Raw genomic sequence first — 21,011 nt, forward strand, 5'->3', positions numbered from 1 at the left:
ACTTTTGTGGCATTTACTACATACTTCTTGGCCTTAAATCATCATGCGCTACATGGATGATTTCACGTTACAGCGGTTAACGCTGCGAACGGGGCGCATAATACCAAATGAAACGGATGTGTAAAGCGCTGAAAGCGATAATAAAGTTCGTTTGCGGTTTTTTTGTTCTTAACGATGCTTCTCTGCGCGAAAAGCATCGTCAGAACAGCGTTCTACAGGATAACCGTGCGATTCCCGTAAACGAATACGCGCTGCGCCAGGACGCGATACAGCGCACGGCTAAGCACGTTTTTCTCGACGTCACGACCGGCACGCATCATATCTTCTGCGGTATAGGTGTGATCGACGTTAATCACGTCCTGCATGATGATCGGGCCTTCGTCTAAACTGTCGTTGACGTAGTGCGCTGTGGCACCAATCAGCTTCACGCCGCGTTCGTACGCCTGATGATACGGGCGTGCGCCGATAAAGGCCGGCAGGAACGAGTGGTGAATGTTGATGACCTGATGCGGATAATGCTGCACGAAGCCCGGTGTCAGAACGCGCATGTATTTCGCCAGAACCACGTAATCCGGCTGATACTGGTCGATCTGGGCAATCATCGCGCTGTCATGCTGTTCGCGGGTCAGACCTTCGTGGCTGACCAGATGGAACGGGATGTCGAAGCGTTCCACCAGCGTTTGCAGCGTGTCGTGGTTACCGATCACCGCGGCGATTTCCACATCTAAACCGCCGTAAACGGCTTTCATCAGCAGGTCGCCAAGGCAATGTGCTTCTTTGGTCACCAGAATAACGATGCGACGACGGCCTGTGCTGTGCAATTCGCGTACGGAACCGGCAGGCAGCGCGCTGTCCAGATCGGCAAGCAGCGTAGTGTCATTGAAGATCCCTTCGAGTTCGGTACGCATAAAGAAGCGTCCGGTGCGGTGATCTACGAATTCATTGTTCTGCACGATATTCAGTTCGTGCTTGTAGCAAATATTCGTAATTTTGGCGATCAGACCTTTTGCATCAGGGCAAATGGTGCGTAATACCTTGGTTTGTACATTTTGTTGCGACATGAGGGTGTGGATCCTGTCCAAGACTGGTAATAACAAATTAACAATGCGATTGAATTATTTACCGCAGCACTTCTTATATTTTTTACCCGATCCGCACGGGCAGGCATCATTGCGGCCTGTCTGCGGTTTAATTCCGTCTATATAGTACCAGCGTTCTTTCAAACGAAGAAATCGCGAACGCTCGTGGATCAGATGAATCTGCTCCTGACCGGCTTCGGTAAATCGCGCGGCGAATTCCACGAATCCTTCATCCTGGTCGCGACCGTCATACTGGCTAATGACCTGCAATCCCTGCCAGTCAGTGGTCGCAAACCCTTCCTGTAAACTGTCGCGCCAGTGCTCGGGTTGACAATCAGGATGCCAGGTGGTTATCAGATAACTCGCATTTTTCAATGTATAGGCGGTATAGCGGGACCGCATCAGCGCAGAGGGTGTCGGTGCCGGTTTATCTCCGGCGATGTATGGCTGGCAGCACTCGTCGAACAAGATGTTGCTGCCGCAAGGGCAAAGTAGGGACACGTAAACTCCTGAATCAGCCTGTCTTGCGTATGTTGCACGCAGGTTGCGCTATTGAATGCATCAAAGTGTTATGTTACCTAACATCCTCGTCGTGTGGCAACGCGCTTCCCGGTTCACTCTTATCTACAGATAGCATTAAGGTTTTACATGAGCAGAAAAGTCACCATTGGTCTGGCCCTTGGCTCGGGAGCAGCAAAAGGCTGGGCACATATCGGCGTGATTAATGCCCTGAAAGATATGGATATCGAGGTGGATGTGGTCGCCGGATGTTCAGTGGGTGCGCTGGTGGGTGCGGCTTATGTGAGTAACCGGCTGCCGGCGATGGAAAGCTGGGTGCGTTCGTTCAGTTATTGGGACGTGCTGCGCCTGATGGATTTCTCGTGGAAACGCGGAGGATTGCTGCGCGGGGAGCGGGTCTTCAACGCCGTCGGACAGATTATCCGCATCAACGAGATTGAGGAGTGCTCGAAAAAATTCGGCGCCGTGGCAACGAACCTGAGTACCGGCCGCGAACTGTGGTTGACCAAAGGGCATTTGCACGAAGCCATTCGCGCCTCCTGCAGCATGCCCGGCCTGCTGGCGCCGGTCTGGCATAACGGGTATTGGCTGGTGGATGGCGCTGTCGTGAACCCGGTGCCGGTCTCGCTGACCCGTGCGTTAGGGGCAGATATTGTCATAGCGGTCGATCTTCAGCATGACGCGCACCTGATGCAGCAAGATTTACTGACAGTACAACCAACGGGAGAAGCACTCATTACTGAGAAAGACCTGAGCTGGCGTGACAGAATTCGCCAGCGCTTAACCCGCCCGAACGCCCGTAAGCCGAATGTCAGCCCTTCGGCGATGGAAATTATGTCGACCTCCATCCAGGTTTTGGAGAACCGGCTTAAGCGTAATCGTATGGCGGGCGATCCGCCAGACGTGGTTATCCAGCCTTATTGCCCGCAAATTTCGACGCTCGATTTCCACCGCGCCGCGGAGGCCATTGAAGCAGGGCGCCTCGCCGTCGAAAAACAAAGAGAACAATTGTTGCCCCTGATAAAAAACAAACAGTTCTGAGTGGCTTAACGTGTGTATTGACGGAATCTGAAAATTCTGACAAGCAAAAACAGGCTTTATGAGCCACTATTAGAATAAGAAAATCTGGGGGCCGTGATGGATAAACCACTTACAAGCAAGCACATTCTTATCGTTGAAGACGAAGCCGTTTTCCGATCTGTGCTCGCTGGCTATGTGAGCTCCCTCGGCGCGACTTTCACAGAGGCCGAAAATGGCCTGCAGGCCCTATCCCTGATAGAAGACTTTCCTCCTGACCTGATCCTCTGCGATTTAGCGATGCCCGAAATGGGCGGTATCGAGTTTGTCGAAAACCTGCGGTTGCAGGGGAACAAAATTCCCGTTCTGGTGATTTCCGCTACAGATAAAATGACCGATGTCGCGACGATGCTGCGCCTTGGTGTCGAAGATGTGCTGCTTAAACCGATAAACGATCTCCAGCGGTTACGCGATGCGTTGCTGACCTGCCTGTATCCGAAGTTGTTTTCTTCTCAGGCGATGGAGGAAAGTTCACTGGTTCAGGACTGGGAAGCGTTGTGCCGTAATCCAAATGAAGCGCAACGTTTGCTCAAAGAATTACAGCCGCCTGTACAACAAACGCTGGCCAATTGCCGCATTAACTACCGGCAACTGACGACGACGGATCATCCGGGACTGGTGCTGGATATTGCGGCGCTGTCATCGAAAGATTTGGGTTTCTATTGTCTGGATGTGACACGCGCCAATGAAAATGGCGTTCTGGCTGCGTTGTTGCTGCGCGCCATTTTTAACAGCCTGCTGCGTGAGCATTTGAGCGACCAGCATCAGCGGTTACCGCAGATGTCTACTCTGCTTAAGCAGGTGAATCATTTATTCAAACAAGCAAACCTGAAAGGCCAGTTTCCGCTTTTACTCGGTTATTATCATGCCGAGCATAAAAATCTTATTCTGGTCTCGGCAGGCCTGCATGCGAATCTCAATACCGGCACCAATACCATTCAGCTGAGTAACGGCGTGCCGCTGGGCACGACGGGCGCAACCTATTCTAATCAGATAAGCCAGCGCTGTGAGGCGTGGCAATGTCAGGTGTGGGGATCGGGTGGGCGTCTGAGATTAATGTTGTCTACTGAGTGAGAACATTTCTCATCATGTAGAATAATGCCTTAATAATATTGAGCATTTCTCCCGCACGACTTTTCGTCTTAATGATTCATCACATTATTCTAAGACCTATCTTATGCAAAATATGCCTTTGCAGAGGCACTTACGTTTGAAACTGGTATAATGCGCCCAGAATTTTAGGTCTCAATTTCACGTAGTCTAAAAATGATGTTTAAAAATATATAATAGGAATTCGCTGATGAAAGTAACAGTTTTTGGTATCGGTTACGTCGGACTTGTTCAGGCGGCGGTTCTTGCTGAAGTCGGGCATGAAGTACTGTGCATCGATGTGGATGCAAAAAAAGTAGAAAATCTGAAAAATGGTCAGATACCCATTTTTGAACCAGGTCTAACCCCGTTAGTTAAACAGAACTATGAAGCAGGGCGTCTGTTGTTCAGCACCGATGCGGCTGAAGGCGTGGCGCACGCAACCGTTCAGTTTATTGCTGTTGGTACACCGCCGGATGAAGATGGCTCCGCAGATCTGAAATATGTGACTGCCGTGGCGCGTACCATCGCCGAACACATGACTGAACCCAAAGTGGTGATTGATAAGTCTACTGTTCCCGTCGGGACTGCGGATAAAGTTCGTGCAGTGATGACCGAGGTGCTGAAAAAGCGCGGTGTCGATATCGATTTCAACGTCGTTTCAAACCCTGAGTTCCTCAAAGAAGGGGCCGCTGTCGCCGACTGTATGCGCCCTGAACGTATCGTCATTGGTACCGACAATCCTGACGCCATCGATCCTATCCGTGAACTGTACGAACCCTTCAACCGTAATCATGACCGTATGATCCTGATGGATATCCGTAGCGCAGAACTGACCAAGTACGCGGCAAACTGCATGCTGGCCACCAAAATCAGCTTTATGAATGAGATGTCTAATCTGGCTGAAATGCTGGGTGCAGATATTGAGAAAGTTCGTCAGGGGATCGGCTCAGACTCCCGTATCGGTTACCACTTTATCTATCCTGGCTGCGGCTACGGCGGCTCTTGCTTCCCGAAAGACGTGCAGGCTCTGATCCGTACAGCAGAACATATTGGTTATCATCCGAAATTATTACAGGCCGTGGAACAGGTGAATTATCAGCAAAAATATAAATTGCCGACATTTATTCAGCGTCACTTTGGTGAAGACCTCAAAGGTAAAACCTTTGCGCTGTGGGGCCTTTCGTTCAAACCTAATACCGATGACATGCGTGAAGCCTCCAGCCGTGTATTAATGGAACAACTCTGGGCAGCAGGGGCGAAAATCAAAGCCTACGATCCAGAAGCGATGAATGAAACTCAGCGGATCTACGGTCATCGCGAAGATCTTGAACTGATGGGCACTAAAGAATCCGCATTGCAGAACGCGGATGCGCTGATTATTTGCACCGAATGGCAGAATTTCCGCGCGCCAGATTTCCATGTCATCAAAAATGCATTAAAAGAACCGGTCATCTTTGATGGTCGTAATTTATTCGATCCTGAACGTTTGGAAAAACGCGGGTTTACTTACTACGGCATTGGCCGTGGTGCATCAGTCAATCCGGTTCTGTAAGGAGTATTCATGAAATATCTGGTTACCGGCGCTGCGGGTTTTATTGGTTTTTACGTGTCACAACGTTTACTGGCGGCAGGTCATACCGTTGTCGGGATTGATAATCTGAATGATTATTATGATGTCAATCTGAAACTCGCGCGTCTGGCGCAGCTCGAAAATAAAGACGGCTTTTCGTTCATTAAGCTGGATTTAGCCGATCGCGGGGGTATGGCCGATTTGTTTGCAGAGCAGCGTTTTGACCGTGTTATTCATTTGGCTGCGCAAGCCGGTGTCCGGTATTCCATCGAAAATCCTTTGGCATATGCAGATTCTAACCTCATAGGATTTGTTAATGTTCTGGAAGGGTGTCGTCATAATAAAGTGGGTCACTTACTTTATGCTTCTTCCAGTTCAGTTTATGGCCTGAACAAGAAACAACCTTTCTCGACGGATGATTCTGTTGATCATCCTGTTTCACTGTATGCCGCGACCAAAAAAGCCAATGAATTAATGGCTCACACTTATTCACATCTTTATAGCCTGCCAACAACTGGATTGCGTTTCTTTACCGTCTACGGTCCCTGGGGACGGCCAGATATGGCATTGTTTAAATTTACAAAAGCCATCATCGCGGGCCAGAGTATTGATGTTTATAACCGCGGGGAGATGCGTCGCGACTTTACCTATATTGATGATATTGCGGAAGCGATTGTACGTTTGCAGGATGTTATTCCGCAGGCGCAGCCGGACTGGACGGTGGAGAATGGTTCACCTGCCAGCAGCTCTGCACCTTACAGTGTTTATAATATCGGTAATAACAGCCCGGTGAAACTGACGGCCTACATTAGTGCGCTTGAGAAGGCGCTGGGGACCGAAGCCAGCAAGAACCTGCTGCCTATGCAGCCTGGTGACGTGCATGAGACCAGTGCTGACACACAGCCGCTTTATAAGGCCATCAACTTTAAGCCTGAAACGACAGTTGAGCAGGGCGTACAAAACTTCGTGGACTGGTATCGCGATTTCTACCACGTATAAACTGGCGTGGTGAACAAAGGCTGCTCAGGCAGCCTTTTTTGTTTCTGTTTATTCGGTTAAATCTTATAGTTTTTATCCATAAATTAAATTTTCTTTTATGGATAAAGACGGTTCAGTTCTATTCAAATACCGAAACAAAAAACCCATCGCGATGGATGGGTTTTATCATGACTTACACTTGTTTCAATAAGAGCAATTACAGCAGGAAATCGTCCAGTGATTTGCCTTGCTCTTCGATTGCTTTCTTGATCACAGCCGGAGTACGACCCTGGCCGGTCCAGGTTTTGTTTTCGCCGTTTTCGTCGATGTATTTGTATTTAGCAGGGCGCGCAGCACGTTTAGCTTTACCCGCTGATTTGGTAGCAGCCATTGTTTGCAGCAATTCGTTAGGATCAATGCCGTCAGCAATCAGCATTTCACGGTATTGTTGCAGTTTACGCGTGCGTTCTTCAATTTCAGCAGCCGCCTGAGAATCTTCTTCGCGACGTTCGTTAACAACAACTTCTAATTTTTCCAGCATCTCTTCCAGAGTTTCCAGAGTGCATTCTCTTGCTTGCGCACGCAGAGTACGGATGTTGTTCAGAATCTTTAATGCTTCGCTCATTATACTAGTCTCAATTATATGGTGGGGGGCGTTTGTGTAATAATAGATTGCTCTTCCCTGTTCTGCAATAGACAATTTGTATTACTGACTCTAATTTACGCATTTAAAGCAAATAATGATGATGCAGTTAAAATATAGATGAGCCTGGAGCCGCTATTTACCGGGGGGTTATAACCCTCTATCCAATACATTCCGCAGGTGTATTCTCAAGTGGAACTCTGCGCTGTATAACCGTATACGCATCCGGACAATTAAAACATTTACCCTAGGATCAATTGTAAGGATATGGATAGAAAGGGCATTAATGCCGCAATAAGCCGCAGCACAGCTGCCTTTTTAGGACTTCGCTGACCGGTTCTTTAATGTATAGACAAACCATTATCTTCACTGAAAATTACATATAAATGCCCGTCATGTAAGGTAATAAGCAGTTACGATAACTCTTACCCTTACGTAGGATTATAATTTCTGATTGTAAGTTTCTGTGATTTTCAAAATGTCGGGAAAGGTTATTCCGGGATCATATTGAGAACCGTAACGCGTTGTTATCCGTGAGAGGGTTTGTGGTACAATCCAAGCCGAAAAATTCCGCCTTCCAATACGTTACGGGGTTGCCGCTTCATGGCTCAGCTTTATTTTTATTACTCGGCTATGAACGCCGGTAAGTCTACGTCTCTGTTGCAGTCTTCATATAATTATCAAGAACGTGGCATGCGCACGCTGGTGTTAACCGCTGAGCTGGATCACCGGTTTGGTCTTGGGAAAGTCAGCTCCCGTATCGGGTTGTCGTCGCCCGCACAGCTTTATAGTAATGAGACTGACCTGTTTACCCTTATTGCTCAGGAGAGCGGCCCGCAGCGTCTTAACTGCGTTCTGATCGATGAGTGCCAGTTCCTGACGAAGGCGCAGGTGTCGCAGCTGACAGACGTGGTAGATGACCTTGATGTCCCTGTCTTGTGTTATGGATTGCGTACAGACTTTCGTGGCGAACTTTTTGAGGGCAGTGAATACCTTCTGGCGTGGGCGGATAAACTGGTAGAGCTTAAAACCATCTGTCACTGCGGTCGTAAAGCCAATCGTAACCTGAGACTGGATGAGAAAGGTCACGCCCTACACGATGGCGCACAGGTCGTAATAGGCGGAGACGAGAGCTATGTATCGGTTTGTCGCAAGCATTACAAAGAAGCGATGGCTGCTATTGACGATAACGATGCAATAAAGCCTCAGTAAGCTACGTGGTGGATAGAAAACGCGCCATGCGCGGATGTGTCGCCCCAAGATTTCAGCGTAAGAACGTTCGACGCTTTATGAGAAGCAAATAAAAACCCGCCAAGTGGCGGGTTTTTTGCTTACCGGAAACTCAGCAAGTTATTTTTTGCTGGTTTTCTTATCAGCTTTTGGTGCTGGTACAGCAACTGCAACTTCATCAGCAACGTCTTCGTTATATTCGCGGCCGTAGAAGGTATCCATCAGAATTTGTTTCAGCTCAGCAATCAGTGGGTAACGTGGGTTAGCACCGGTACACTGGTCATCAAACGCATCTTCAGAGAGTTTGTCTACTTTAGCCAGGAAGTCTGCTTCCTGAACGCCTGCTTCACGAATAGAGGTTGGGATACCCAGATCCGCTTTGATTTCGTCCAACCAGTTCAACAGTTTCTGGATTTTCTGTGCAGTACGGTCGCCAGGAGCACCCAGACCTAAATGGTCTGCGATTTCAGCGTAGCGACGACGCGCTTGTGGGCGGTCATACTGACTGAAAGCAGTTTGTTTGGTCGGGTTATCGTTAGCATTGTAACGGATAACATTGGAAATCAGCATGGCATTGGCCAGACCGTGAGGAATGTGGAACTCTGAACCCAGTTTGTGGGCCATGGAGTGACAGACACCCAGGAAGGCGTTGGCAAACGCGATACCCGCGATAGTTGCCGCATTGTGAACACGTTCGCGAGCAACCGGGTTTTTAGACCCTTCGTGGTAGCTGGCTGGCAGGTTTTCTTTCAGCAATTTCAGAGCCTGAAGCGCCTGGCCATCAGAGTATTCATTCGCCAGTACTGAAACGTAAGCTTCCAGGGCGTGAGTTACCGCATCAAGACCACCGAACGCACAGAGTGATTTTGGCATGTTCATGACCAGGTTGGCATCGACGATAGCCATATCCGGAGTCAGAGCATAGTCAGCCAGTGGATATTTCTGACCTGTAGCATCATCGGTTACAACAGCAAACGGAGTCACTTCAGAACCGGTGCCGGAAGTGGTGGTGACGGCGATCATTTTCGCTTTCACGCCCATTTTCGGGAATTTGTAGATACGTTTACGGATATCCATAAAGCGCAGCGCCAAATCTTCGAACTGAGTGTTTGGATGTTCGTACAGCACCCACATGATTTTCGCTGCATCCATCGGTGAACCACCACCCAGTGCGATGATCACATCTGGTTTGAAGGAGTTCATCTGCTCAGCACCTTTACGCACAATGCTCAGCGTTGGATCCGCTTCTACTTCGAAGAACACTTCAGTTTCAATACCGTGGCCTTTCAGAACGCTGGTGATCTGGTCTGCGTAGCCGTTGTTGAACAGGTAACGGTCAGTCACGATGAAGGCGCGTTTTGCTCCGTCAGTCGCCACTTCTTCCAGTGCGATTGGCAGTGAGCCACGACGGAAGTAGATAGATTTTGGAAGTTTATGCCACAACATGTTTTCTGCTCGCTTCGCTACAGTTTTCTTGTTGATCAAGTGTTTAGGACCGACGTTTTCAGAGATGGAGTTACCACCCCATGAACCGCAGCCCAGCGTCAGAGAAGGGGCAAGTTTGAAGTTATACAGGTCACCGATACCACCCTGTGAAGCAGGGGTGTTGATAAGAATACGTGCAGTCTTCATTTTGTTGCCAAAATAGTTAACACGTTCTGGTTGGTTATCCTGGTCTGTGTACAGACAAGAGGTATGGCCGATACCGCCCATTTCTACCAGTTTCTCTGCTTTTGCTACCGCATCTTCAAAATCTTTTGCACGGTACATCGCGAGGGTAGGGGACAGTTTTTCATGTGCAAACGGTTCAGATTCGTCAACAACGCTGACTTCGCCGATTAACACTTTAGTATGAGCGGGAACTTTGATGCCGGCCATTTCAGCGATTTTCGCTGCTGGCTGACCTACGATAGCCGCGTTCAGGCCACCATTTTTAAGGATGATGTCGGAAACCGCTTTCAGCTCTTTACCCTGCAGCATGTAACCGCCGTGGGAAGAGAAGCGTTCACGTACTGCGTTATAGACAGAATCAACCACAATGATGGACTGTTCTGATGCACAGATTACGCCGTTATCGAAGGTTTTTGACATCAGAACCGAAGCAACAACACGTTTGATATCAGCAGTTTCATCAACAACAACTGGAGTGTTACCTGCACCCACGCCGATGGCTGGTTTACCAGAGCTGTAGGCTGCTTTCACCATGCCAGGACCACCGGTCGCCAGGATCAGGTTGATGTCTGGGTGATGCATCAACTGGTTAGACAGTTCTACACTTGGTTCGTCAATCCAGCCAATAATGTCTTTCGGCGCACCCGCAGCGATAGCCGCTTGCAGAACGATATCTGCAGCTTTGTTCGTCGCATTTTTAGCACGTGGGTGTGGGGAGAAGATGATGCCGTTACGGGTTTTCAGGCTAATCAGCGCTTTGAAAATCGCAGTGGACGTTGGGTTGGTGGTAGGTACGATACCGCAGATGATGCCGATTGGCTCTGCGATAGTGATGGTACCGAAGGTATCATCCTGACCGAGGATGCCACAGGTTTTTTCATCTTTATAGGCGTTGTAGATATATTCTGAGGCGAAGTGGTTTTTGATCACTTTGTCTTCGACAATACCCATACCGGATTCTTCAACAGCAAGTTTTGCCAGCAGAATTCGCGCATCGGCAGCAGCCAGGGCGGCGGCAGCGAAGATCTTATCTACTTGTTCTTGACTGAAGTTGGCATATTCACGCTGTGCCTTTTTGACTCGGGCAACCAGCGCGTTCAGTTCGGCGACATTTGTTACAGCCATAATGCTCTCCTGATAAAGTTAAACTCTTTTAGTAAATAACCTGCCAGAGATTAGTATAGCCTTGCTATCTTACACCGTGAGAAAGTAATTAATGCTATCATTCTCAATGTGTTATCTCTGTCTCTTTATTTGCTCAAAGAGCTTTCAGTCGTGTAGCACCTGTAGTAGATAAATTGCCATTCCGCGCCATCTTATGAACGTTTATGTCAGAGCCTGTTCGTAAGTACCGGTGAGTGACTATGCGCAAAGCTTACCTATTTGTAGGGAGGAGGAATTTGATCTGGATCACTAAACACCGATGCTGACACCTTTCAGCTGGGGTTTATTGAGAATAATTATCAAAAAATACCTAATCGCCTACAAATTAGCAGCCATTTAGGGCAGCAACATTACACTTATTTAACAAAAGTGTCATTCACTGCTTTTTATTGAAATTCTGGTGATAAATACCATGAAACGACGTGGCGCCTTCATTGCAATTCCAGTACATTAGCGCCCCATCAAGACCTTCATCTACTGGCATTTTGTGCGGAGTTCTGCGTGAGCCAATCTTTATTAGATTTTTCAGGCTATATCAAATTTTTCGTCGGGCTGTTTGCACTGGTGAACCCTGTCGGGATCCTGCCTGTTTTCATTAGTATGACCAGCTATCAGGCAGCGGCTGGCCGTAATAAGACCAATATGACGGCTAACCTGTCGGTCGCCATTATATTGTCGACGGCATTATTTCTCGGCGATGCCATTCTTCATCTGTTTGGGATTTCAATTGATTCATTTCGCATTGCCGGCGGCATCCTGGTAGTGACCATTGCGATGTCGATGATAAGCGGCAAGCTGGGCGAAGATAAGCAGAACAAACAAGAGAAGTCGGAAACGGCGATCCGTGAAAACGTCGGTGTTGTTCCTTTAGCCTTACCTCTGATGGCGGGGCCGGGGGCGATCAGTTCGACAATCGTCTGGAGTTCTCGCTACAACGGCTGGCAAAACCTGCTCGGTCTGACGCTGGCGATCATGTTTTTCGCGTTCTGTTGCTGGCTTTTGTTCCGTGCCGCGCCTTTGCTGGTACGTTTGTTGGGGCAAACCGGCATCAACGTCATTACCCGAATCATGGGTTTATTGCTGATGTCTCTGGGGATTGAGTTTATTGTCACCGGGATAAAAGCTATTTTTCCCGGCTTGCTCTAATCAATAAGCAGACAAATTATCGCGAAAACGCTGATGTGTTTTCGCGATAATTATTACTTCCACTTATAATGCCATGCATTAATATAGTGCAGCTAATGGCGTAAATAAGAGCGTTTGCACCCAAATGTAGCGTAAACTCCCTTCTCATACTTCATTTCACTCCAAGCCTTCATTTCTTATAATAAACTTAGCTATTTTTTTGCTTAATACACTCCTTTCCTGCCCGTTTTGCCGTTAATTTATCCACATCATTCTGTAAGGCTTGTGCAGGCCGTATCGAGATGTTATTAGTGTTAACACAGCAGTTAACAGGGCATTATCCTTGAAATGCGCAGATTGTTAACTGATTGTGTCAGCCGGGTTGTTGAGCAAGCTGTAATGCATTTTTGAATTGAAGAGATTGCTAATTTTTAATCAAAATCAGTGAGTTAAATGCACTTTGTTTGTGCTGTACTTAGTAGGCTCCAAACGCTCTGCAACGCATAAAAGAGAATTACGTAACAAATTTGCAAAATTAATTGGCGCCGGTATCGGGCTTCTGATAATTTTCAAAACGTCTTCACAAATGGAAAATTGTTTAGAGTCATGCTCTAAGTGAGAACGAATCTTGCAAGGCATAGAAAGATTGAAGCAGTTTCATTTGTTTTTGGAGAGCGAAGTGTCGCAATACGTAACGCAAATTTATCCTCAGTCGCTTTCTCTTTTCAGGAAGACAGGCTTTGCGTTGCTGGCATTACATAGCCTTGTGTTGAATCTTCCCGTTAAGCAAAACAAATCTTCAGTTCTTCTTCTTATTTGATTCCCGCCGTTTGATGATGCCGGGAGGCTTTCGGCTTTACGGGTGAAAGCCAAAAAACTTTATTGAGTGGGAATAGGAATATCAGTATGCGACGGCCTGGTTTATCCCCGAAGTCAAAATCGGCGGTGAGCGGGGCGAGTCAAATGGAGGGGATCATCCTTAACGATCTCTGAAACCGCATGGCGCTTAACAGCCTGACGTTTCAACGGCTTCACGTAGTAAGAGGGGACACCATCTGTGGATGGTGACGAAATGGGGGAGTTTCTGAGCAATTCGTTCCTGCTTGTGAAATCCGTTAACCCGGAAAGGGTTTATCTTGCGCCAAAGCGCGTAAGTTCATAATAAAAATTGGAGTTGAATGACAATGACCAACATCACAAAAAAAAATCTGCTGGCTGCCTGCATCATGGCTGCGGTTGGCGCCATATCTATCAATACCGCCTTTGCAGCTACTGTACCTGCCGGTGTGACGCTGTCAGACAAGCAAGAGCTGGTGCGTAATAACGGTTCAGAAGTTCAGTCTCTTGACCCGCATAAAGTTGAAGGCGTTCCGGAATCGAACGTTATCCGTGATTTGCTGGAAGGTCTGGTAAATACCGACAGTAAAGACGGCAGCGTCATTCCTGGCGTCGCTACCAGCTGGGAAAACAAAGATTTCAAAGTCTGGACTTTCCACCTGCGTCCGGAAGCTAAATGGTCCAACGGCGACCCTGTTACTGCTCAAGATTTCGTGTTCAGCTGGCAGCGCCTGGCTGATCCAAAAACTGCCTCTCCGTATGAAAGCTACCTGCAATACGGCCACATCGAAAACATCGATGACATCATCAGCGGTAAGAAAAGCCCTGATACCCTGGGTGTGAAGGCGATTGATGACCATACCCTGCAAGTGACACTGACCGAACCGGTCCCGTATTTTGTTAAAATGCTGTCCCACACCGCGATGAAGCCGGTGAACAAAAGCGTTGTTGAGAAATTTGGCGACAAATGGACTCAGCCAGAAAACTACGTCAGCAACGGCGCCTACAAACTGAAGGCCTGGACCGTCAACGAACGTATCGTGCTTGAGCGTAGCCCGACTTACTGGGACAACGCCAAAACTGTCATCAATCAAGTTACTTATCTGCCAATTTCTTCTGAAGTCACAGACGTTAACCGCTACCGCAGCGGCGAAATCGACATGACATATAACAACATGCCGATCGAACTGTTCCAGAAACTGAAAAAAGAAATCCCTACCGAAGTGCACGTTGATCCGTACCTGTGTACTTACTACTACGAAATCAATAACCAGAAAGCACCGTTCACTGATTCACGCGTACGTGAAGCGCTGAAACTGGGTCTGGATCGTGACATCATCGTGAACAAAGTGAAAGCGCAGGGCGATCTGCCGGCGTACAGCTACACCCCTCCTTACACCGACGGCGCGAAACTGACGCCTCCGGCCTGGTTCAAAGAAACGCAGGATCAGCGCAACACCGAAGCGAAAAAACTGCTGGCAGAAGCGGGTTACACACCGGCCAAACCACTGACCTTCGAACTGCTGTACAACACGTCTGATTTGCATAAGAAACTGGCGATTGCCGCAGCCGCTATCTGGAAGAAAAACCTGGGAGTGGACGTGAAACTTGTCAACCAGGAATGGAAAACCTTCCTGGATAGCCGTCATCAGGGCAACTTCGATGTAGCGCGCGCCGGCTGGTGCTCTGACTACAACGAACCGTCTTCCTTCCTGAACACCATGCTGTCTGACAGCAGCAACAACACCTCTCACTATAAGAGCGCGGCGTTTGATAAAGCGATCGCGGACACTCTGACGGCGAAAACTGACGACGAACGTGCGGGTCTGTATCAGAAAGCGGAAACTCAGCTGGATAAAGATTCTGTGATTGTCCCTGTGTATTACTACGTGAACGCGCGTCTGGTGAAACCATACGTTGGCGGTTACACCGGTAAAGATCCACAGGACAACGTCTACGTGAAAGATCTGTACATCATCAAACACTAATACGTGAGGAAACAGGGCATCCCCGAGCTGCCCTGTTTTATTTGATGAAGGTAATGCTTATGGCGCGAGTATTCAGCGCCATAGCAAAGAGCCACTACGATGAGCCGCACACGCGGGTCATCGTGACCAAGCCAAAAACTATCAAGCTGTAGTGACAGGCTTAGAAACAGGTACGGGCAATGTTAAAGTTTATTTTACGCCGCTGTCTGGAAGCGATTCCGACGCTTTTCATTTTGATCACCATTTCGTTTTTTATGATGCGTCTCGCACCGGGCAGCCCTTTTACGGGTGAGCGTAATCTTCCACCAGAAGTGATGGCGAACATTGAGGCGAAATACCACCTCAATGACCCAATCTATAAGCAATATTTCAATTATTTAGAACAGCTGGCCAAAGGCGATTTCGGCCCCTCGTTCAAATATAAGGATTACACCGTTAATGATCTGGTCGCGGCTTCTTTCCCGGTTTCGGCGAAATTAGGACTGGCGGCATTTATCATGGCGATTGTTTTTGGTGTGACGGCGGGGGTTATTGCTGCGCTGAATCAAAACACCAAGTGGGATTACACCGTGATGGGAGTGGCGATGACCGGGGTGGTTATCCCGAGTTTCGTCGTCGCACCGTTACTGGTGCTGATATTTGCCATTACCCTGAAATGGTTGCCGGGCGGTGGCTGGAACGGCGGGGGCGTCAAATACATGATCCTGCCGATGGTCGCACTTTCACTGGCTTATATCGCCAGCATTGCGCGTATCACCCGTGGTTCAATGATAGAAATCCTGCACTCCAACTTTATCCGCACAGCACGCGCTAAAGGCTTACCGTTGCACCGCATTATTTTGCGCCATGCACTTAAGCCTGCACTTTTGCCAGTCCTGTCTTACATGGGGCCTGCGTTTGTGGGGATTATCACCGGTTCGATGGTTGTCGAGAGCATTTTCGGATTGCCGGGCATCGGCCAGCTGTTTGTTAACGGCGCTTTAAACCGTGACTACTCGCTGGTACTGAGCCTGACTATTTTAGTGGGCGCATTGACCATTTTATTCAATGCGATCGTTGACGTGCTGTACGCCGTCATCGACCCGAAAATCCGTTATTAATGCCGGAGTACGTCAATGATGTTAAGTAAAAAAAACAGCGACGTTGTCGAGAACTTCACCGAGAAACTGGAAGTTGAAGGCCGCAGTTTGTGGCAGGATGCGCGTCGTCGCTTTATGCATAACCGCGCTGCAGTCACCAGCCTGATCGTTCTGGCCTTTATTGCCCTGTTCGTGGCTTTCGCTCCGTTCTTATCACAGTTTGCCTACGATGATACCGACTGGAATATGATGTCGGCCGCGCCTGATATGGCTTCACACCACTTTTTCGGGACTGACTCCTCAGGCCGTGATTTGCTGGTTCGTGTGGCGATCGGCGGGCGTATCTCGCTCATGGTGGGTGTTGCCGCTGCGCTGGTGGCGGTGATCCTCGGGACGTTGTACGGTTCGTTGTCCGGCTATCTGGGCGGTAAGATTGACTCCGCCATGATGCGTTTGCTGGAAATCCTCAACTCTTTCCCGTTCATGTTCTTTGTTATCCTGCTCGTGACTTTCTTCGGACAGAACATCCTGTTGATTTTCGTGGCGATCGGCATGGTGTCGTGGCTGGATATGGCACGTATCGTGCGTGGCCAGACCCTTAGCCTGAAACGTAAAGAATTCATCGAAGCGGCGTTGGTCAGCGGTGTGAGTACGCGCAATATCGTGTTGCGTCACATTGTTCCCAACGTTTTAGGTGTCGTAGTGGTGTATGCGTCATTGCTGGTGCCAAGCATGATCCTGTTCGAATCCTTCCTGAGCTTCCTGGGTCTGGGTACGCAGGAGCCGCTGAGCAGCTGGGGCGCATTGTTAAGTGACGGCGCCAACTCGATGGAAGTTTCACCTTGGTTACTGCTGTTCCCGGCAGGCTTCCTGGTTGTAACTCTGTTCTGTTTCAATTTTATCGGCGATGGCCTGCGTGATGCCCTCGACCCGAAAGATCGTTAAGGAGTGCAACCATGAGCACTATTGAACAAATTCAAGCCAACGCGGCACCGGCTTCTGCCCTGAAAGGCGAGATGTTGCTGGACGTGAAAGACCTGCGCGTCACTTTCGAGACGCCTGACGGCGATGTTACTGCGGTAAACGATCTGAATTTCGACCTGCGCGCCGGTGAAACCTTAGGGATAGTGGGTGAATCCGGTTCCGGTAAATCCCAGACTGCGTTTGCACTGATGGGCCTGCTGGCCAGCAATGGCCGCATCGGCGGCTCAGCGAAATTCAACGGCCGCGAAATCCTTAATCTGCCGCAAAAGGAGCTGAACAAGCTGCGCGCCGAGCAGATTTCGATGATTTTCCAGGATCCGATGACCTCGCTGAACCCGTACATGCGCGTCGGTGAGCAGCTGATGGAAGTGCTGATGCTGCATAAACACCTCAGCAAACGTGAAGCCTTTGAAGAATCTGTACGTATGCTGGATGCGGTAAAAATGCCGGAAGCCCGCAAGCGTATGAAAATGTTTCCTCACGAATTCTCCGGCGGTATGCGCCAGCGCGTGATGATCGCGATGGCGCTGTTGTGTCGTCCGAAACTGTTGATCGCCGATGAGCCCACCACGGCTCTGGACGTGACCGTCCAGGCGCAGATCATGACGCTGCTGAATGAACTGAAAGCTGAGTTCAACACCGCGATCATCATGATCACACACGATCTGGGCGTTGTTGCCGGAATCTGTGACAAAGTGCTGGTGATGTACGCAGGCCGTACTATGGAATATGGCCGCGCCCGCGACGTGTTCTACGAACCTTGTCATCCGTACTCCATCGGTCTGCTGAATGCTGTTCCGCGTCTTGATGCAGAAGGCGGCGCCATGATGACCATCCCAGGTAACCCGCCAAACCTGCTGCGTCTGCCAAAAGGCTGTCCGTTCCAGCCGCGTTGTCCGCACTCAATGGATATTTGCGCCACAGCGCCACCGCTTGAGCGTTTCGGTGAGGGTCGTTTGCGTGCCTGCTATAAGCCGCTGGAGGAACTGGTATGACTGACAATACAATCATGGACAGCTCCGCGATGAACACCCACGCGCCGGAGAAAAAAGTCCTGCTGGAAGTGGCCGATCTCAAAGTCCATTTCGACATTAAAGATGGTAAACAGTGGTTCTGGCAGCCGTCAAAAACCCTGAAAGCCGTGGATGGCGTCACTTTGCGTCTTTATGAAGGTGAAACGTTGGGCGTGGTAGGGGAATCTGGCTGCGGTAAGTCGACCTTTGCCCGGGCACTAATAGGTTTGGTGAAAGCGACTGACGGTCGCGTGGCGTGGCTGGGTAAAGACCTGCTGAATATGTCTGATAACGAGTGGCGTAAAACCCGCAGCGATATTCAGATGATTTTCCAGGATCCGCTGGCGTCCCTGAACCCGCGTATGACTATCGGCGAAATTATCGCCGAGCCGCTGAAAACCTATAATCCGAATATGCCTCGTTTAGAGGTGAAAGAGAAAGTGAAGGCGATGATGCTGAAGGTCGGGCTGTTGCCTAACCTGATCAACCGTTACCCGCACGAATTCTCGGGTGGTCAGTGTCAGCGTATTGGTATCGCGCGTGCTCTGATCCTTGAGCCGAAGCTGATTATCTGTGACGAACCGGTGTCCGCACTGGATGTGTCGATTCAGGCGCAGGTGGTAAACCTGCTGCAACAGTTGCAGCGCGAAATGGGCTTGTCACTGATCTTCATCGCGCACGATCTGGCAGTGGTAAAACACATCTCTGACCGTGTTCTGGTGATGTACCTGGGTCACGCGGTGGAACTCGGCACTTATGATGAGGTGTATAACAATCCTCAGCATCCTTACACCCGCGCGCTGATGTCTGCCGTGCCGGTGCCGGACCCGGACAAAGAGCGCAACAAAGTGATTCAGTTGCTGGAAGGGGAATTACCTTCGCCAATCAATCCTCCATCCGGCTGCGTGTTCCGTACACGTTGTCCGATTGCCGGACCGGAATGTGCGATCACCCGTCCGCTGCTCGAAGGCAGTTTCCGCCATGCGGTTTCCTGCCTGAAAGTTGATCCGCTCTGAATCATTGCTGTCAGTCCTGAAGCATAAAAAAACCTGCCGCTGGCAGGTTTTTTTATGCGCTATATTCGGGTTACTCTTTCCAGAGAATGTGGCACAGCTTATGATCTTTCTCCCGGCACAGCAGCACGCGGGCAAAAATATCATTGATCGGCATGTCTTCTGCGTCCGCCAGACCAATCACCACTTCAGCGAAGAAGTCAGGGTTTAGATCGAAATCCACATGTTCTACCCAGTCTTCTGCCGGATCATAAAGCTCAGCGCCACCGCGTTCTTCAAATTGCAGATTGAAGATCAGGATATCCGCTGGATCCAGGTTATCCCCGGCCAGTTCCAGAAAGATATCGTAAGCTTGCTCAAGCGTTTCGTCTTCGGTCAGGCGATTATTCAGGTCCATAGCATTCTCGTTTACAAATGAGTGTATTCAGGCTTTATCAAAACCGGTACTGCGCGTATTACACCACGCTCAACGCGGCTTTTACAGCAGCGGGCTGAAAAAGTAGAACAAACGTTCGACCAGACGATGCCAGAAGGGACGTTTCAGCCAGGCTTCGACATCCAGCAGGCGCGAACGCGCAATGTAATCGTCCTGAACGCGACCCAGATCGGCACCGAATCCGGCGTCATCGATCACCAGCGTGATTTCAAAATTGAGCCAAAGGCTGCGCATGTCCAGATTGACAGTCCCGACCAGGCTCAGTTGCCCATCCACCAGAATACTTTTGGTGTGCAGCAGGCCGTCTTCGAACTGGTAAATTTTGACACCGGCTTCCAGCAGCTCGTTAAAGAACGCGCGGCTGGCCCAGCCGACCATCATAGAGTCATTTTTTAGCGGCAAGATAATGCTGACATCCACACCGCGCTGTGCGGCGGTACATATTGCATGAAGCAAATCGTCGCTCGGCACCAGATAAGGCGTGGTCATGACCAGCTGTTCGCGCGCAGAATACGTGGCAGTAAGCAAAGCCTGATGGATCATATCTTCCGGAAAGCCCGGCCCTGACGCGATAACCTGAATCGTATGGCCACTTTCCTGCTCGAACGGCATCTGATTAGTATCGGGCTCCGGCGGCAGAATACGTTTACCGGTTTCGATTTCCCAGTCGCAGGAATAAACGATACCCATAGTGGTCGCTACCGGGCCCTCCATGCGCGCCATCAGATCAACCCACTGACCGACGCCTGCATCCTGTTTAAAGAAACGCGGATCGACCATATTCATGCTGCCGGTGTAGGCGACATAGTTGTCGATTAATACGACTTTACGGTGCTGACGCAGATCCATCCGGCGAAGGAACACACGGAACAAATTTACCTGTAATGCTTCTACAACTTCGATACCGGCATTACGCATCATTGCCGGATACGGGCTGCGGAAGAAAGTAACGCTGCCGGCTGAGTCGAGCATCAGACGGCAATGGATACCCCGTCGTGAAGCCGCCATCAGCGATTCGGCAACCTGATCAACCAGACCACCGGGCTGCCAGATGTAAAACACCATCTCGATGTTGCTGCGCGCTAGTTCAATATCGCGCATCATCGCTTTAAGCACGTCATCGCTGGTGGTCAGCAGCTGAAGCTGGTTGCCTTTTACCCCCGCGATACCCTGACGGCGTTCGCAGAGCTGGAATAAAGAGGCGGCAATTTCACTGGTTTCGGTGGCAAAAATCCGCTGGCAATCTTTGAGATCGTTCAGCCAGCGCGCCGTAGAAGGCCACATCGCTTTTGCACGTTCGGCGCGACGTTTGCCCAGATGAAGTTCACCAAACGACAGATAGGCGATGATGCCAACAAGAGGAATGATATAGATGATCAGCAGCCACGCCATGGCCGAAGGCACCGCACGGCGTTTCATCAAAATGCGCAGAGTTACGCCGGCTATCAGTAACCAGTATCCAAAAACCAGAAATCCGCTGATTACCGTATAAAAAGTTGTCATAAAGGCGAAA

17 protein-coding genes are annotated in these 21,011 nt (G+C 49.5%); 11 read left to right on the plus strand and 6 right to left on the minus strand.

The window, feature by feature from the left end:
* Positions 1-212 precede the first annotated feature (212 nt).
* On the minus strand, positions 213-1,061 hold the full coding sequence (purU, locus tag ACMHLI_RS05845; protein ID WP_112164351.1) for a formyltetrahydrofolate deformylase: 849 nt from the start codon (positions 1,059-1,061) through the stop codon (positions 213-215).
* A gap of 54 nt (positions 1,062-1,115) precedes the next feature.
* Complete coding sequence (locus tag ACMHLI_RS05850; protein ID WP_413528630.1) at positions 1,116-1,580, minus strand: YchJ family protein; 465 nt, start codon at positions 1,578-1,580, stop codon at positions 1,116-1,118.
* Positions 1,581-1,727: 147 nt separating this feature from the next.
* Between ACMHLI_RS05850 and rssA the strand changes: the two genes are divergently transcribed.
* The 4 genes from rssA to ACMHLI_RS05870 all read left to right on the plus strand — a co-directional run bounded on the left by rssA (position 1,728) and on the right by ACMHLI_RS05870 (position 6,336).
* Positions 1,728-2,639 carry a patatin-like phospholipase RssA gene (gene rssA, locus ACMHLI_RS05855; RefSeq protein ID WP_413528631.1) on the plus strand — a complete coding sequence of 304 codons (912 nt, stop codon included), beginning with the start codon at positions 1,728-1,730 and terminating at the stop codon, positions 2,637-2,639.
* 96 nt (positions 2,640-2,735) lie between these two features.
* Positions 2,736-3,749, plus strand: coding sequence for a two-component system response regulator RssB (gene rssB, locus ACMHLI_RS05860; protein ID WP_413528632.1), 1,014 nt, complete (start codon positions 2,736-2,738; stop codon positions 3,747-3,749).
* Between the two features lie 226 nt (positions 3,750-3,975).
* Complete coding sequence (locus tag ACMHLI_RS05865; RefSeq protein ID WP_413528633.1) at positions 3,976-5,319, plus strand: UDP-glucose dehydrogenase family protein; 1,344 nt, start codon at positions 3,976-3,978, stop codon at positions 5,317-5,319.
* Between the two features lie 9 nt (positions 5,320-5,328).
* Entirely contained in the window at positions 5,329-6,336 is a 1,008-nt protein-coding gene (locus ACMHLI_RS05870; RefSeq protein ID WP_413528634.1) for an NAD-dependent epimerase, read from the plus strand.
* A 196-nt stretch (positions 6,337-6,532) separates the two neighbouring features.
* Here the strand turns inward: ACMHLI_RS05870 and hns are convergent, their stop codons facing one another.
* Positions 6,533-6,940 (minus strand): histone-like nucleoid-structuring protein H-NS, encoded by a 408-nt coding sequence (gene hns, locus ACMHLI_RS05875; protein ID WP_056780802.1) that lies wholly within the window; start codon positions 6,938-6,940, stop codon positions 6,533-6,535.
* A gap of 621 nt (positions 6,941-7,561) precedes the next feature.
* Here hns and ACMHLI_RS05880 point away from each other — a divergent pair.
* Positions 7,562-8,170: a thymidine kinase gene (locus ACMHLI_RS05880; protein ID WP_413528635.1), complete on the plus strand. Its 609-nt coding sequence runs from the start codon at positions 7,562-7,564 to the stop codon at positions 8,168-8,170.
* 138 nt (positions 8,171-8,308) lie between these two features.
* On the opposite strand, the gene adhE is transcribed toward ACMHLI_RS05880, so the two are convergent.
* A complete protein-coding gene (adhE, locus tag ACMHLI_RS05885; RefSeq protein ID WP_413528636.1) occupies positions 8,309-10,984 on the minus strand; it encodes a bifunctional acetaldehyde-CoA/alcohol dehydrogenase in 2,676 nt (891 codons plus the stop codon).
* A gap of 540 nt (positions 10,985-11,524) precedes the next feature.
* On the opposite strand from adhE, the gene ACMHLI_RS05890 reads away from it, so the two are divergent.
* The 6 genes from ACMHLI_RS05890 to oppF all read left to right on the plus strand — a co-directional run bounded on the left by ACMHLI_RS05890 (position 11,525) and on the right by oppF (position 19,065).
* Positions 11,525-12,169 carry a YchE family NAAT transporter gene (locus ACMHLI_RS05890; protein WP_112165637.1) on the plus strand — a complete coding sequence of 215 codons (645 nt, stop codon included), beginning with the start codon at positions 11,525-11,527 and terminating at the stop codon, positions 12,167-12,169.
* Between the two features lie 1,163 nt (positions 12,170-13,332).
* On the plus strand, positions 13,333-14,973 hold the full coding sequence (oppA, locus tag ACMHLI_RS05895) for an oligopeptide ABC transporter substrate-binding protein OppA (protein ID WP_413528637.1): 1,641 nt from the start codon (positions 13,333-13,335) through the stop codon (positions 14,971-14,973).
* A gap of 179 nt (positions 14,974-15,152) precedes the next feature.
* Positions 15,153-16,073, plus strand: coding sequence for an oligopeptide ABC transporter permease OppB (gene oppB, locus ACMHLI_RS05900; protein ID WP_413528638.1), 921 nt, complete (start codon positions 15,153-15,155; stop codon positions 16,071-16,073).
* Positions 16,074-16,088: 15 nt separating this feature from the next.
* Positions 16,089-16,997: an oligopeptide ABC transporter permease OppC gene (gene oppC, locus ACMHLI_RS05905; RefSeq protein ID WP_413528639.1), complete on the plus strand. Its 909-nt coding sequence runs from the start codon at positions 16,089-16,091 to the stop codon at positions 16,995-16,997.
* Between the two features lie 71 nt (positions 16,998-17,068).
* Positions 17,069-18,031, plus strand: a complete 963-nt coding sequence (locus ACMHLI_RS05910; protein WP_413528651.1) for an ABC transporter ATP-binding protein — start codon at positions 17,069-17,071, stop codon at positions 18,029-18,031.
* Positions 18,032-18,060: 29 nt separating this feature from the next.
* Positions 18,061-19,065 carry a murein tripeptide/oligopeptide ABC transporter ATP binding protein OppF gene (oppF, locus tag ACMHLI_RS05915; RefSeq protein ID WP_056781023.1) on the plus strand — a complete coding sequence of 335 codons (1,005 nt, stop codon included), beginning with the start codon at positions 18,061-18,063 and terminating at the stop codon, positions 19,063-19,065.
* A gap of 70 nt (positions 19,066-19,135) precedes the next feature.
* On the opposite strand, the gene ACMHLI_RS05920 is transcribed toward oppF, so the two are convergent.
* Together ACMHLI_RS05920 and cls are read right to left on the minus strand one after the other, a co-directional pair.
* Entirely contained in the window at positions 19,136-19,459 is a 324-nt protein-coding gene (locus tag ACMHLI_RS05920) for an HI1450 family dsDNA-mimic protein (RefSeq protein WP_112165646.1), read from the minus strand.
* 81 nt (positions 19,460-19,540) lie between these two features.
* Positions 19,541-21,001 carry a cardiolipin synthase gene (gene cls, locus ACMHLI_RS05925; protein WP_413528640.1) on the minus strand — a complete coding sequence of 487 codons (1,461 nt, stop codon included), beginning with the start codon at positions 20,999-21,001 and terminating at the stop codon, positions 19,541-19,543.
* Between the last annotated feature and the right edge of the window lie 10 nt (positions 21,002-21,011).

The sequence above is a fragment of the Rahnella inusitata genome (assembly GCF_965118895.1).
GTDB classification, from domain to species: domain Bacteria; phylum Pseudomonadota; class Gammaproteobacteria; order Enterobacterales; family Enterobacteriaceae; genus Rahnella; species Rahnella inusitata_A.